Genomic DNA, 13,735 nt, shown 5'->3' on the forward strand with positions numbered 1-13,735 from the left:
CCGGACGGAAGGGGTCCCCGGCGGCAGGTCAGAGCGCGACGCCGAGGAGGGCGTCGGCGATGGCCTTGACCTGGGACGGGGCGGTTTCGTCGGCGCCGCCGGCGGCGGCCCAGGCGTCGATGGCCGCCAGTGCGGCCGGGGCGTCCAGGTCGCCCGCCAGGTGGTCGCGGACGGCGGCGGCCACCGGCGCGGCGGGCGGCCCGGACGCGCGGGTCACCGAAGCGCGCCAGCGGTCCAGTCGTGCCTGCGCCTCGTCCAGCCCGCGCGGCGTCCACTCCCAGTCGGCGCGGTAGTGGTGCGCGAGCAGCGCCAGCCGGATCGCCATCGGGTCGGTCCCGGCCTGCCGCAGCTTCGACACGAACACCAGGTTGCCGCGCGACTTCGACATCTTCTCGCCGTCCAGGCCGACCATGCCGGCATGGACGTAGGCGCGGGCGTGCGGGCGCTCCCCGGTGGCGACCTGGGCGTGGGACGCGCTCATCTCGTGGTGCGGGAACGCGAGGTCGGAGCCGCCGCCCTCGACGTCGAACGTCATCCCGAGGTACTCGACGGAGATCGCCGAGCATTCCACGTGCCAGCCGGGGCGGCCCTCGCCGAACGGCGAGTCCCAGCCGGGCTCACCGGGGCGCCTGGCCATCCACAGCAGGGCGTCGAGGGGGTCGCGTTTGCCCGCGCGGTCCGGGTCGCCGCCGCGCTCGGCGAACAGCGGCGCCATCGCCTCGCGGGTCAGCCGGCTGACCCGCCCGAACGCCGCGTCGGCCGCGACGGGGAAGTAGACGTCGCCGTCCACCTCGTAGGCGGCGTCCCGGCCGCGCAGCTTCTCGATCATCTCGATGACCAGCGGGATCGCCTCGACCGCGCCGATGTAGTGGTCGGGCGGCAGGATCCGCAGCGCGGTCATGTCGTCGCGGAACAGCTGGATCTCCCGGTCGGCCAGTTCCCGCCAGTCCTCCCCCGTCTCCCGGGCACGTTCCAGAAGCGGGTCGTCGACGTCGGTGGTGTTCTGTACGTAGTGCACCCGGTGGCCGGAGTCGCGCCACACGCGGTTGACGAGGTCGAACGCGAGATAGGTGTTGGCGTGGCCGAGGTGGGTCGCGTCGTAGGGGGTGATCCCGCACACGTACATCCGGGCTGTGCCGCCGCCGGCTACCGCACCGGGGACGGGGCCCGCGGGACGCGTCGTCCCCGTCCCCGTGTCGTGCAGGCTCAGCGGCCGCACCGCGGCGGGCAGCCCCATGTCGGGAAGGCTGGGGACATCGGAGGCGGACCACGATCGCATACGGAAAGCTTATCCATGCCCAGCTCGCGGGGTTACGCCGAGATCATTGGTAAGTGTCCAGGACCGTCCGGATCGGACGGCCGACCGCCAACGCGGGGCGGGCTCATGTGGCGCGGACGCGGGGGTCCAGGACCGAGTAGCCGATGTCCACCAGCAGGTTCGCGACGATCACGCACAGCGTCACCAGCAGCGTCACCCCGATGATCACCGGGGTGTCGCCGGCAGCGATGGAGTGGTGCACGAGCTGGCCCACGCCCTGCAGCCCGAACACCTTCTCGGTGACGATCGTGGAGCCGATCAGCGCGCCCAGGTCGATGCCGAACTGGGTGAGGACGGGCGTCATCGCGGGCCGCAGCCCGTGCCGTCCGACGACGCGTCGCTCCGGCAGGCCCTTGGCCCGCGCCGTGCGCACGTAGTCCTCGCCGAGCACGTCCAGCATCGCCCCGCGGGTGAGGCGCGCGTAGGCGGCGAGCATCAGGAACGCCAGCGCCGCCCACGGCAGGACCATCCGGCGCAGGAAGTGCTCCTGCAGCGGCGGGCCGGCCTCGAAGAAGCCGATGCCGCTCTCGCCGAGCCGGGTCGCGAACACGTACAGCAGGGCCAGCGCCATCACGAACGGCGGCGTGGACAGGCCCACCAGCACGAACGCCGTCGCGGCCCGGTCCCACAGGCTCCGCGCCCTGGCCGCGCTGAGCACGCCGAGGGCGACGCCGCCCGCGAACCACAGGATCCCCGCTCCGGCGACCAGCCACAGCGTCGTGGGGAGCCGGGCGGCGATCAGCGCCGTCACCGGCGTCCCGTTGACGTAGGAGTCGCCGAGGTCGCCGTGCAGCAGCCGCCCGGCGAAGCTCCAGTACTGGACGAGGAGCGGCCGGTCCAGGCCGAGGTTGGCGCGGATCTGGTCCAGGGTCTCGGTGGTGGCGCGGGGCCCGCCGATGACCCGCTCCACCGGGACGGGCGACACGTGCAGGAACACGAACACCAGCGTCGCCACCAGCCACAGCACGATGAGCGCGTGCAGCAGGCGGCGGGCGGCGAAACGCGCCATGGCGGCTCACCTCCCCCCGGCGGCGCGGTCGCGCGGGCCGAAGGCGTCGCGGACGGCGTCGCCGAGCAGGTTGAACGACAGCGTGGTCGCCAGCAGCAGGACGCCGGGGGCGGCCAGCAGCCACCACGCCGTCTGGAACACGTCGCCGCCCTCGCCGAGCATCGACCCCCAGCTCGGCATCGGCGGGCGCACCCCGGCGCCGAGGAACGACAGCGTCGCCTCGAACACGATCGCCGCCGGCACCAGCAGCGCGGTCAGCACGGTGACCGGCGCGGTCAGGTTCGGCAGGATCTCCACCACCATGATCCGCGCGTCGGAGGCGCCGAGCAGCCGGGCCGCCTCGACGAACTCCCGCCGCCGCAGCGCCAGCACCTGGCCGCGGATGACGCGGGCGAACGCCGCGGCGGAGAAGAACGCGATCACCAGGATCGTCATGGCGAGGCCCGCGCCGACCGAGGACGGCTGGAAGGTGGTCGACAGCAGGATCGCCACCAGCAGGTAGGGCAGCGCGAGCGTGATGTCGATCAGCCGCGACAGCAGCGTGTCCACCGCGCCGCCGGCGAACCCCGCGAACGTCCCGGCGAGGGTCCCGGCGACGGAGGCCAGCAGCGCCGCCGACACCCCGACGGCCAGCGAGATCCGTGCGCCGTAGGCGGCGCGGACCAGGACGTCGCGGCCGAGCTGGTCGGCCCCGAGCGGGAACTCGCCGCCGGGTCCGCGCGGCTGCCCGTCGGCGTCCAGGCCGGTCCGGGGGAACGTCGCGTCGTAGGGGTGGCCGGTCAGGTGCTCCCAGAGCGGTGCCAGCGCCGCGAACGCCACGATCAGCAGCAGCACGGCGATGGACGCGACGGCGGCCCGGTCGCGCCTCAACCGATCCCAGGCGAGCCGCGACGGGCCGCGGCCCCGCACCCGTTCGGGCCCGGTGGCGGGACGGGCCCGCGGCAGCGCGGCCCCGCCCCCGTCCGCCCGGTCCGGGCCGGGTGCGCCGGACGTGCCGCCGCCCGGTCCCCGGTGTGTCGGCTCCCGCGCAGCGGGCTCGGCGTAGCCGCTCATCCCTCCGCCTCCGGGAGCCCCGGTCCGGTGGAGGCCCCGGTTCCCCGTCCGCCGTTCCCGGTCTCCGCGGGCGGCCCCCGCGATCCCGCGGAGATCGCATTGAGTGGCCAACGTAGCACCGACCGTCACGGTCCCGCGGCCGCGATGCCGAAACGGTCATGGGCCGCCGGGGCCGCCCTACAGGACGCGGGTCCAGCCGGCGGCGTCGCCCGGGGCGGCGGAGAAGTCGTAGCGGACGCCGGTGGCGGTGAGCGCGACGAGGGTGACGGAGGTGGTGCCCCAGACGCGGCCGTCGCCGAGGTCGAGCAGGGGCAGCAGGGCCCGGTGGTCGGCGCGGGGCAGGCCGTCGCCGTTCACCAGCGCCAGCCACGGCTCCCACGCCCGCTCCACAGGCTCGTCGCCGCCGGGCACGGGACGCGGCGCGGCGGCCAGGCGCGGCCGGAAGTGGGCGAGCCGCGCCGTCATGTAGGCGTCCTCGGTCTCGCCCTCCTGCTGGCCCTCGCCCTCCAGCCCGCTGTTGACGATCATGTGCAGGCCGGGGCCGAGGTCGCGTTCGGTGAGGGCGGCGCCGTCCCAGCTCCACAGCCGCACCCGGCCGGGTTCGGCGCCGACGAGGTGGAACGGGTCGAACGCCGGCAGGCCGGGCCGGCCGAGCTTGCCGTCGGCGGCCACCCGCAGCGGCAGCCCGCCGCGGGACACGCGCCCGTCCTCGGGCGCCATCCGGCCGCGTCCGTTCAGGACGAGCGCGGCGCGGGGCGCGTCCGGGTCCACGGCGAGCCAGGTGCCGCCGGCGCGCAGGTCGCGCCCGCCGACGAGCCCGGGGTGGTCCGGCCAGTGCCGGCCGGGCGGCTCCCAGTCGCGGGCGACGAACTCGTCCCGCACGCCGACCAGCAGGACGGGGACCGGGGAGGCGGGATCGACACTGATGATCGCCGTGCACATGCCCCAATTGGAGCATCTGCCGCGAATCGCCAGAACCCCGGGGGTGCCTGCTCCACCGCGCGGGCGCCGCGAAGGCGGCCGTCCGGCGGAGACGGCGGCGGCCGGGCGGGCCTTTACGCGCCGCCCCGGCGGCGGCGGGGCAGGATCAGCAGCGCGGCGGCGCCGAGCATGACCATCGCCGACGCCACCAGGGCGTACGTCGGCAGCCCGTCGGGGCTGCCGGTGTTCGGCAGGCTTCCGCCGTCGCCGGCGCCCGTGCCGGTCCCGCCGTCTCCGCCGCCGGCTCCGCCGCCGTCGTCGCCTCCGCCGCCACCCGTGAAGGTGAGCGGGACCTGGGCGGTGTTGGCGTCCATGTTGGCGCCGAGCGCGGTCACGGCGATGACGCAGGCGCCCGCCTTGGACGCGCACGTCGCGTCCCCGGCCTTCGCGGCCAGCTTGATCTTCGCCTCCTTGGATCCGTCCTTGGTGAGGAACTCGCCGGCGCCGTTCGAGGTGCCCTGCACCGCGCCTCCGCTGTCCTGGGACGCGCAGTCCGAGGGCAGCTTGGGATCGGGTTCGCACAGGCCGAGGGTGACGAAGGTCTCCCCAGGGGTCAGGCCGGTGACCGTGACGGTGACGGTCTGGCCCGCCTTCAGCCCGGTGGTCTCACTCACGCCGATCTTCGGTGCGGCCAGTGCGGGCTGCGCGAGCGCCAGCACGCACGCACCCGCGATCGCGGCGATGGCACCGGTACGGCGTCGGACTCGGATCATGATGTGCTCCTTGCGTGGGGGGGAGTGTTGCGGCGCTGGACGATGACGGCGGCGGCACCGGCGCCGGCGATGAGGACGAGGGTCGCGGCCCACAGCGGAGCCGAGGGGCCGCCCGTGCCGGGTCCCGGGGCGGCCGCCGTGGCGGGCGCGGCGGCGACGGCGCCGCCCTTGAACGCCGACCCCTTGAAGCCGACGCGGACGATCGCGGTGTTGGCCTCGATGACGGCCGGCGGGCTGGTGTCGGGCAGCGGTGCGGCTCCGATGACGCACTGGCGGGTCATGCAGTCGATCTCGCTGAACTTCGAGTGCGCCTTGAGCGTGACCCCGGTGAAGGCGCCCTTGTCGTCGATGTTGACGAACGTGGCCCCGCCGCCGAGGTCGCAGTCCGTGAGGCCGTTGGCGTAGCCCTCCTTGCACAGCCCGACGGCCACCGCCTTCAGGCCGGGGCGGAATCCCGTCCCGGACACCGTGATCCGCTCGCCTTCGGACAGGTCGGTGAACCTGCTGACCTGGATGGCGGGCGCGTCCCCGCCGGGGGCGGCGGCGGGCGCGGCGGGCGCCGAGAGCGCGAGGGCGGCGAACGCGAGCACGATCACGGGGCGGCGTCTCCTGCGTCGGGGTTCCCCGGCAGCAGCCGGCGGACCTGGTCGGGCGTGGGCCGGGCGAGTTCGGCGACGACGCGTCCCCGGTCGAGGACGTAGGCGCGGGAGACCAGGTCGAGGAGCGCGGGAACCGGGCGGCCGGTGACGACGACGGCGGTTCCGGACGCGGCGAGGCGGCGCAGCACGGTGCCGGCCGCGTCGCCGCGGGGGCCGTCGGCGACACCGTCCGCCAGCAGCAGCCTCGGGCGGGTCAGCAGCGCCTCGGCGAGGCCGAGCAGGTCGCGATCGGGTGCGCCGAGAGCGCCCGCGGGCTCGGTGCGGCGCCGGTGCAGCGCCGGGAAGACCTCCAGGACGGCGCGGGCGGACGCGGCGGGGTCGGCGTGGCCGAGCGTGTGGGCGTGGCCGGCGAGGCGGCCGGCGACGGTCCGCCCGTCCGCGTCCGCGTCTGCGCCCGCGTTGGCGCCCGTGTCCGGGACGGACTCTGCGAGGTGGTACAGCCCGAGCCGCATCCGCCGCCCGGCCGGGACCGCCGCCAGGTCGGCGCCGCCGAGCCGGACCCGTCCCCGCACGGGGACGTTCCCGGCCAGTGCGGCCAGGAGCGTCCGCGAGCCGGCGCCGAACACCGCGACGCACTCGCCAGCGTCCACGCGCACCATGATCCGGCGGAGCGGCACCGGGGTGCGCCGCACCGACAGGGCACGCACGTCCAGGAACGACGGTTCGACGGCCGGGCCGCGGACGCGGGCCGCCAGTACCGCGCCCGCGGCGACCGGGACGGCCGTCAGCGTCACCGCCGAGCCCTCCGCGATCACCTCGCGCAGGAGGGCGGCGCAGCCGTATCCGGCGAGGCCGCCGAGCACGGCGGCCACGGCGGTGAGCGCCGCGGCGGCCGGGCGCCGGTCGTCGGGCAGCGGCCGCAGGACCGCCCGGTCGAGCGCGGCGGCCGCCAGGCATCCGGCGGCGGCCGCCACCGCGAAGCCCGCCGCCAGCCGGGCCGGGCCGGGCGCGGTCGCCATCAGCACCGGCGCGGCGGCCGCGGCCAGCAGCAGCCACGGCACGGCGCGCACGGAGGCGGCGGCGCGCCGCAGCACGGCGACCAGCGCGACGGCCGCCGTCAGCCCCCAGGCCAGATGCCGGACGGGTTCCTCGGCGACCAGGTTCCACCGGAACGTCAGCAGGTGCAGGCCGGCGGCGACCGGGACCGCCGCCGCCCAGCCGGTCAGCGCGTACGCGGGGAGCGCCGCACGCACGTCCCGTTCCTTCACCGCGTCCCGGAGGCGGGCGGCTGCGCGGTCCCCCGCGGCCGGGTCCTGCGCGCGGGGCGCGAGCACGGCCGCGACGGCGAGGACGGCGCCCACCACCCCCGCGGAGACCAGCGCGGTACGGGGCGAGCCCGACAGGGACGACGCGAGCCACGCCGCCCCGGCGACCCCGGCCAGCGCCGCGGCCTGCCATCGGGCGAGGGCGCCGGGGGACTCCAGCCGCGCGGCGGAGGCGCGGGCGACGGCCAGCGGCGGCCCGCCGAGCAGCCCCGCCGCCATCAGCGCCGTCGCGAAGACGGGGACGGCCGGGACCAGCCCCGCCACCGCGACGGCGAGCGCGGCGCAGGCGCCGGTGACCGCGGCGAGGCCGGGCGCGGGCATCCGGCGGACCAGCCACAGGGCCGCCGGGAGCGCCGCGCAGGCGAGCACCAGCCCGGTCAGGCCGATGTAGGTGACGACGTCGCCGGGAACCCCGACGGTGCCGCCGAGCGCGTCGGCGAGCAGCAGCACGGTCCCGGCGGCCAGCGGGCCCGCCGCGGCCGCGGCCGTCGCCCCGGCCCCCGCGACGGCGGCCCGGGGGGCCGGGGCGCGGCGGCGGGCGTACGCCCGCGTCGTCGTCGGGCCCGTCATCGCGCCTCTCCCGGGGACGAGGACAGGAACCGGTCCAGCGCGTCGACGTCGACCTGCCGGAGCTCCCCGCCGCGCCGCTCCTCCAGGTAGCCGAGGAGCGCGTCGCGGTCCACCACGTACGCGCCCGACGGCGACCGCGTCATCGCGTCCAGGTAGCCGATCAGGTCGTCGATCTCCACGGTCCCGGCGGGACCCGGGGCCGCCCGGTGGTGCGCCGGGCTCTCACCGGCGGCGGTGGCGGCCCCGGGCGCCGGGGGCACGGCGCCCTGGCGGCGGCGCCGGCGGCGGGCCGCGCGGCGGCCCAGTGCGAGCCGGATGCCGAGCAGCAGCAGCATCGCGGCCAGCAGGTTCACGCCGAGCAGACCCCAGGGGTAGGTGCTGAAGGACGTTTCGAACGGCACCTGTCCCGCGTACCGGCCGCCGACCACGAAGGTGCCGAACGACGCTCGCGGCAGTTCCACGGGGACGCGGTAGGTGGCCGTCTCACCGGGTTTCAGCACGCCGGTCCCGGGGGCGGTCAGGGGGGTGTCGGGGACGCCGCCGGCGCCCCAGCCGACCACCAGCGGGGCGTCCTCGATGGGGTCGGCGCCCGCGTTGCGGATCTGCAGCACCAGCGTCCGCCGGGGCTTGCCGCCGAACAGCTCGCCCCGTCCTCCCCCGCCGACCAGTTCGGCGCCGACCACGTCGGCGCGCACGGGCACGACCTCGGGGACGATGGCCCGGACGGGGTGCCCCAGCACGGTGAACGGCGTGTCGACGGTCGCCGGGATCCCCGTCCCTCCCGGGAGGGTGCTCACCCGGACGACGCACGGGCACGCGGACGGCGGCGCGCCCACGGTGAGGCCCGCCTCGAACGCCCCGGTGGGGGCGACCATGGCGGTGACGGCCCGTCCGGTGTCGCAGTCGGCCGACCCGTGCACGGCCCTGGCGCCGCAGACCTGGACCTGGACGGTCGATCCGGGCGTCCATCCGCTGCCGCGCACCCGGGCGGAGGTGCCGGCGGCCGCCCGGGCGGGTTCGACGCTCACGCCGGGTCCGGTGCGGGCGGACGCGCCCGCGGGCACCGCCGGGACGAGCGAGGCGGCGAGCAGTGCGGCCGCGGCGGCGCGGGAAAGAGTTCTCATCCGAAGATCCCCTCGCCGCCGGAGGCCAGGCCGGCCCGTTCCCGCCAGCGGCGGATGAGCCTGGGCAGCACCGACCACACCACGAACACCGTCCCGACCAGGACCAGCAGCGCAGCCCACGGCACCGCGGTGAACTGCGTCTGCCCGCGGGCGCGGAGGCCGTCCCCCGCGGTCAGCTCGACCCGGACGGTGACCGCGTCCAGCGGCGGGACCCCGTTCCACGGAACCGTGATCTCCGTCCGCTGGCCGGGCAGGATCTCGGGCAGGCGCCGGTCGGGCCACCGCTTGACGCGGCGGCCGAAGACCCCGGTGGCCCACACGCGGGCGGTGGGCGAGATCCGCTGGTTGCCGGTGTTGATGACGGTGTACCGGATCGTCCCCCGGCTCCGGTGGACGTAGGGCACCAGCGGCTCGGTGCGGGCGGTGTCCGGCCCGCCGATCCGCAGGCCGGGGGTCAGCGGCCCCGCGACGCGCAGGTAGACGCGGGCGCCGACGGCCCGCCGCACGCCGACGCGGGCGCCGCCGCTCTCCTGGACGCTCTCGATCGCGGTGTTGAGCGCGACGATGCCGCCGATGTGCTCACCCGGCGTGGCGTTCTCGGGGATCTTCAGGGTGAAGGGGACCTTCACGGCCTTGTTCGCCGGGACCTTCAGCGTCCCGTGCTTCAGGGTGATCCAGGCGCCGACGCCGCGGCGCGGTTCCCCGGCGGTGCGCAGCGCGAACCCGGCGTCGCGGGGCGTGTTGTAGGCATCGGCCCCGTAGAGCCGGAAGGTGAGGGGCCCGTCCGTCAGGTTGGTGACCCGCACGGTGTCCTGGACGGTCTCGCCGGGCGGCGCCTCGATGGCGAAGGCCGGCCGGGCCGCCGCCGCGCCGCTGCCGTTGACGGGCCCCACCGACCACGATCCGTTCCCGGTCGCGGGAGGGACCATGGGAGGAGGGGCGGGTTCGGCGGCCCGCGCGATGCTCCGGCCCGGCGGGGTTCCTCCGGCGGCCGCGGCGGCTCCGGCCGCGGCGGCTCCGCCCGGCAGGGCGGCACCGGTCGCGGACAGGGCCGCCGCCGCGACGGCGGCGATCCGGAGGCACGGTCTCATGGATCACCTCGGTGCGGCCGGGAGGGCGGCGGGCGCGGCGCCGCCCCCCGGCCGCGGTCGGTGCGGATCGGGATCCGGCGCGGATCAGGACAGGGTGAGGGTGAGGACGGCGGTGTACTCGCCGGCACCGGTCACCGGCGGAACCGTCAGGTTCAGCGCGGCCCCGGCGGTGTAGGTGCCGCCGACGATCTGCCCGGCGCCGTCCGGGCCGCTGCACAGCGTGGCGGCGGTGGTGTCGTCGAGCGCGCCGGCGCTGCCGGCGACGACGGCGCCGGCGCCCGCGGCGGGCGTGCACGACGGCGTCCACGACAGGTTCCCGGCGGGGATCTTCGTCCCGGCGGCCGAGGAGAAGTCGGTCAGCGTGCCGGTCAGCGACCAGCCGGTGGTGCCGCCCCGCGCGTCCACGACCGTGACCTCGCGCAGGTCGCCCGTGGCGCTCTGCTGGGTGCCGTTCAGCGTGACGGGGGTCAGTTCGACCTCGCCCGCCTCGCGGGCCATGGTCAGCGGGCCGCCGTTGACGGTCAGGTTGATCTTCTGCTCATCGCAGCGCTCGGCCGGCCGGCCGGCGCATTCGCCGGTGGGCGGCGCGGTCTTCTCGGTGACGTTCAGCGCGGCGCTCTGGCTGACGGCGCCCTGGGTGATGACGATGGTCCGGGATCCGGCGGCGGCCGTGCCGGCGACGGTCGCCGAGGCGGTCAGCATGCCGGTGCCGTCCACCGAGGCGGTCACGTCGGTCAGGTCGCCCGCCGCGCACTGGGCGCCGTTGGCGTCGCACAGCGCGACATCGACCGCGCCGGGCTGCCAGCCCGCACCGGTGAGGGTGATGCCGCCGCCCTGGACGACGGTGGGCGGGGTGACCGAGACGCTGGGGCCTGCGGCGTCGACGCCGATGGTGGCCAGCGGCTCCGGTGCGCTCTTGGGCGTGCAGGTGATCGTCGCCTGGGCGCCCGCCTCGGCGACGATCGTCAGGGCCGCGGGGGCGAGGTGGACGTCCCCGGCGGCGCCGAGGGTGAGGGTGCCGGTGGCGGTGCCGATCGGGAGCTCCCCGTACGCGGGGACCGGCCCGGTCCGCTCCGGGACGGAGATGTCGACCGAGCCCGTCTGGGCGCCGGAGACGGTGAGCGAGCCGGTGGTCGTCCACGAGTTGACCGGCAGCGGCGCGACCCCGGGGAGGTTGGAGAAGTCCGCCTCGACCGTGACCTCGTCGCCGACGCCCGCCGACGCGGGGGCGGTGACGGTCACGGTCGCGTCGTAGTCGAACGTGGAGCCGAAGATGGTGCAGGAGTAGGGGACCTGGCCGGTCGCGGCGTGCGCCGCGGCGGCCACCGCCGGCGGGACCACCACCGCTCCGGCGGCCGTGACCACCGCCGCCGCACCGCGCAGTGCCGTTCGTCTGGATCTCATCGCGTGCCGCTGCTCCTTCCCAGCCGGCCGCCCCGCCGGGACGGCGGGACGGGGAATCCGGGCAGCTGGATGCCGCACCACCGGTCCGCCATCCGAACCAGCGCCCTGCCCACGACCTCTGTTCCGTACAGGGAAACAAAGTTTCGCAAGGTGCACATAGCGAAGCCGGTACGCGCGCACCGTGTCAAGACATCGGCCGGGCGAAACACAATCGTTTCATGTAGGGAATCGTCGTTTCCCTTTCGAGCCGTTACCGTTCCACACCATGCGCACGGTGCTGCGAGGACTGGCCGAGGCACTGGTGACCGCGGGCCTGCTGCTCGCCCTCTTCGTCGGCTACCTGGCGTGGGGCACCGGGCAGTACACGCGCGGGCAGCAGGGCGGTCTCCAGGACGACCTGGAGCGGAAGTGGAGCGCGACCCGCGCCCGGCAGGCGGCCGCCGCCGGGGCGGGTTCCGGCCGCGGCGGCTCCGGCGCCGCGGCGAAGAAGACCCCCGTCCCGGCCGAAGGCGAGGCGCTGGCGATCCTGCGCGTCCCGCGCTTCGGCGCGTCCTACCGGTACGCCGTCATCGAGGGCGTCGGCGTCGAGGACCTGCGCCGGGGTCCGGGCCACTACCCGGGGACGGCCGGGCCCGGCGAGGTCGGGAACATGGCGATCGCCGGCCACCGCACCACCTACGGGGCGCCGTTCGACCGCAACGGCGAGCTGGGGCGCGGGGACGAGATCCTGGTGGACACCGCCACCACCACCTATGTCTACGAGGTCACCGGGCGGGTCGTCGTGCGGCCCGGGCGGACCGACGTGACCGCGCCCGTCCCGCGCAGGCCGGGCCGCAAGCCCGTCAAGCGGATGCTCACCCTGACCACCTGCCACCCGAAGTTCTCCGCGGCCTACCGCCTGGTGGTGTTCGCCGAGCTGGAGGGGCGGCGCGCACGCACCGCCTGACCCGGCCGCGGTCTGCTACCGTTCCCCACAAGGAAACGGCGTTTCGCAAATCTCGTGAACCGGGAGGCGATGTGGGAGCGCATCCGCACGGCTGGTGGATCCTGCTGCACGTGGTCCTGTTCGTCTTCTGGCTGGGCGGCGACCTCGGCGTCTTCTACTCCAGCCGGTACGTCCTGCGGCCCGATCTGACGCCGGCGGCGCGCTCGGCGGCGCTGCAGATCATGAGCGGGCTGGACCTCGGACCCAAGATCTGCCTGGTGCTGTTCCTCCCCAGCGGCGTGACGCTGATGGCGCTGGAGCCGCACGGGGCGGAGCTGTTCGGCGTGCCGGCCTTCGGCACATGGCAGGTCGTGCCGGTGTGGATGTTCGCGCTCGCCTGGCTGGCCGCCACCATCGCCGACCATCGCACGCACGGCCGGTTCCCGTGGGTGAAACGAGCGGACTGGACGATCCGCATCGTCCTGGCCGCCGCGCTCTGCGCGGCCGCGGCCTACACGCTGCTCGCCGCCGAACCGTTCGGGGTGGCGACCAACCCGCGCTGGCTCGGCGCCAAGGTCGCCCTCTACACCATCGCCCTGCTGTGCGGCCTGGGCATCCGCGTGACGCTGCGCCCCTTCGGGCCCGCGTTCGGCGCGCTGATGGGCGGCGGCTCCACACCCGAGGTGGAGCGGACCCTCAAGCGGTCGGTGGACGGCTGCCTGCCCTACGTGTTCGGCATCTGGGCGGCGGTGCTGGGCGCCGCCGCGCTCGGCGTCCTCAAGCCGGGCGCCCACCTGTGACATGGCCCCCGCCGGTGTGGCCGAGCTGAGCGGAGACCTGGGCGGCGGCCTCGACGACCAGCGGGGCGCACTCGCTCATCCGGGGCTTGAACCTGGTCAGCGGCCCGGACGCGCTCAGCGCCGCGATGACCCGCCCGTCGTGGTCGAAGATCGGGGCCGCGACCGAGGCGGTGCCCTCCTGGCGCTCGCCCGTCGAGCCCGCGTACCCGCGCTTGCGGATCACCGTGAGCTCCTTGCGCAGGCGCTCCTCGTCCACGATGGTCCGCTCGGTCAGCGCCTCGAGCGGATGGCGCTCCAGATAGCCGTCCACCTCGGCGTCGTCGAGGAACGCCAGGATCGCCTTGGACGAGCTCCCGGCGTGCAGCGGGTAGGGGATGCCGAGGCTGACCTCGACGCGCAGCTCGTGGGGCCGGACGACCTGGTCGACGTACAGCCGCGTGTCGCCCCGCCGGATCGACAGCGTGGCGGTCTCGCCCACCCGCTGGGCGAGGCGGCGCAGCTCGGGGGCGGCCATCGCGCGCAGGTCCATCCGGGCCAGGTAGGCGCGGCCGAGCGCGATGGCGGCGTGCCCGAGGGCGTAGCGGCGGGTGCCCGGGTCCAGGGTGATCAGCTCGCGGCTGCGCAGCGCGGTCAGGATGCGGTGCACGGCCGCCTTGGTCAGCCCCAGCTCGGTGGCGATCTCGGTGACGCCCAGGTCGGGGCGCGAGCTGCGGCCGAACAGCAGCAGCACGTCCATCGCGCGCTCCACCGCCGCGATCGAGCGGCTCTGGCCCTCGCCGCCCTCGGACGCGCGTTCGGCCTGGTTCGTAGCACTGCGCGGCAC

General features: G+C 76.1%; 13 protein-coding genes. 2 read left to right on the forward strand and 11 right to left on the reverse strand.

Annotation, left to right across the window (positions count from 1 at the left end; translation table 11 throughout):
* Positions 1–28: 28 nt before the first annotated feature.
* The 10 genes from mshC to ACGFK0_RS14625 form a co-directional block, all read right to left on the reverse strand.
* Positions 29–1,279, reverse strand: coding sequence for a cysteine--1-D-myo-inosityl 2-amino-2-deoxy-alpha-D-glucopyranoside ligase (gene mshC, locus ACGFK0_RS14580; protein ID WP_392904653.1), 1,251 nt, complete (start codon positions 1,277–1,279; stop codon positions 29–31).
* A gap of 103 nt (positions 1,280–1,382) precedes the next feature.
* Complete coding sequence (locus ACGFK0_RS14585; protein WP_392904656.1) at positions 1,383–2,327, reverse strand: ABC transporter permease; 945 nt, start codon at positions 2,325–2,327, stop codon at positions 1,383–1,385.
* A 6-nt stretch (positions 2,328–2,333) separates the two neighbouring features.
* Complete coding sequence (locus ACGFK0_RS14590) at positions 2,334–3,380, reverse strand: ABC transporter permease (protein WP_392904660.1); 1,047 nt, start codon at positions 3,378–3,380, stop codon at positions 2,334–2,336.
* Between the two features lie 177 nt (positions 3,381–3,557).
* Positions 3,558–4,322: an NRDE family protein gene (locus tag ACGFK0_RS14595; RefSeq protein ID WP_392904662.1), complete on the reverse strand. Its 765-nt coding sequence runs from the start codon at positions 4,320–4,322 to the stop codon at positions 3,558–3,560.
* A 113-nt stretch (positions 4,323–4,435) separates the two neighbouring features.
* On the reverse strand, positions 4,436–5,074 hold the full coding sequence (locus tag ACGFK0_RS14600) for a neocarzinostatin apoprotein domain-containing protein (protein WP_392904664.1): 639 nt from the start codon (positions 5,072–5,074) through the stop codon (positions 4,436–4,438).
* Positions 5,071–5,670, reverse strand: a complete 600-nt coding sequence (locus tag ACGFK0_RS14605) for a neocarzinostatin apoprotein domain-containing protein (protein ID WP_392904666.1) — start codon at positions 5,668–5,670, stop codon at positions 5,071–5,073. Before ACGFK0_RS14605 ends, ACGFK0_RS14600 begins: the two co-directional genes overlap by 4 nt.
* On the reverse strand, positions 5,667–7,568 hold the full coding sequence (locus tag ACGFK0_RS14610; protein WP_392904669.1) for a hypothetical protein: 1,902 nt from the start codon (positions 7,566–7,568) through the stop codon (positions 5,667–5,669). The genes ACGFK0_RS14605 and ACGFK0_RS14610 overlap by 4 nt, the downstream gene beginning before the upstream one ends.
* Positions 7,565–8,692 (reverse strand): hypothetical protein, encoded by a 1,128-nt coding sequence (locus tag ACGFK0_RS14615; protein ID WP_392904672.1) that lies wholly within the window; start codon positions 8,690–8,692, stop codon positions 7,565–7,567. Before ACGFK0_RS14615 ends, ACGFK0_RS14610 begins: the two co-directional genes overlap by 4 nt.
* Positions 8,689–9,783 (reverse strand): hypothetical protein, encoded by a 1,095-nt coding sequence (locus ACGFK0_RS14620; protein WP_392904674.1) that lies wholly within the window; start codon positions 9,781–9,783, stop codon positions 8,689–8,691. The genes ACGFK0_RS14615 and ACGFK0_RS14620 overlap by 4 nt, the downstream gene beginning before the upstream one ends.
* Before the next feature lie 84 nt (positions 9,784–9,867).
* Positions 9,868–11,187, reverse strand: a complete 1,320-nt coding sequence (locus tag ACGFK0_RS14625) for a hypothetical protein (protein WP_392904676.1) — start codon at positions 11,185–11,187, stop codon at positions 9,868–9,870.
* 265 nt (positions 11,188–11,452) lie between these two features.
* Between ACGFK0_RS14625 and ACGFK0_RS14630 the strand changes: the two genes are divergently transcribed.
* Together ACGFK0_RS14630 and ACGFK0_RS14635 are read left to right on the forward strand one after the other, a co-directional pair.
* Positions 11,453–12,133 carry a class E sortase gene (locus ACGFK0_RS14630; protein ID WP_392904679.1) on the forward strand — a complete coding sequence of 227 codons (681 nt, stop codon included), beginning with the start codon at positions 11,453–11,455 and terminating at the stop codon, positions 12,131–12,133.
* Between the two features lie 71 nt (positions 12,134–12,204).
* Complete coding sequence (locus tag ACGFK0_RS14635) at positions 12,205–12,912, forward strand: hypothetical protein (protein ID WP_392904682.1); 708 nt, start codon at positions 12,205–12,207, stop codon at positions 12,910–12,912.
* Here the strand turns inward: ACGFK0_RS14635 and ACGFK0_RS14640 are convergent.
* Positions 12,890–13,735: an IclR family transcriptional regulator gene (locus ACGFK0_RS14640; RefSeq protein ID WP_392904684.1), complete on the reverse strand. Its 846-nt coding sequence runs from the start codon at positions 13,733–13,735 to the stop codon at positions 12,890–12,892. The genes ACGFK0_RS14635 and ACGFK0_RS14640 overlap by 23 nt on opposite strands.

This window comes from Spirillospora sp. NPDC048823 (genome assembly GCF_043198445.1).
GTDB lineage: Bacteria > Actinomycetota > Actinomycetes > Streptosporangiales > Streptosporangiaceae > Spirillospora.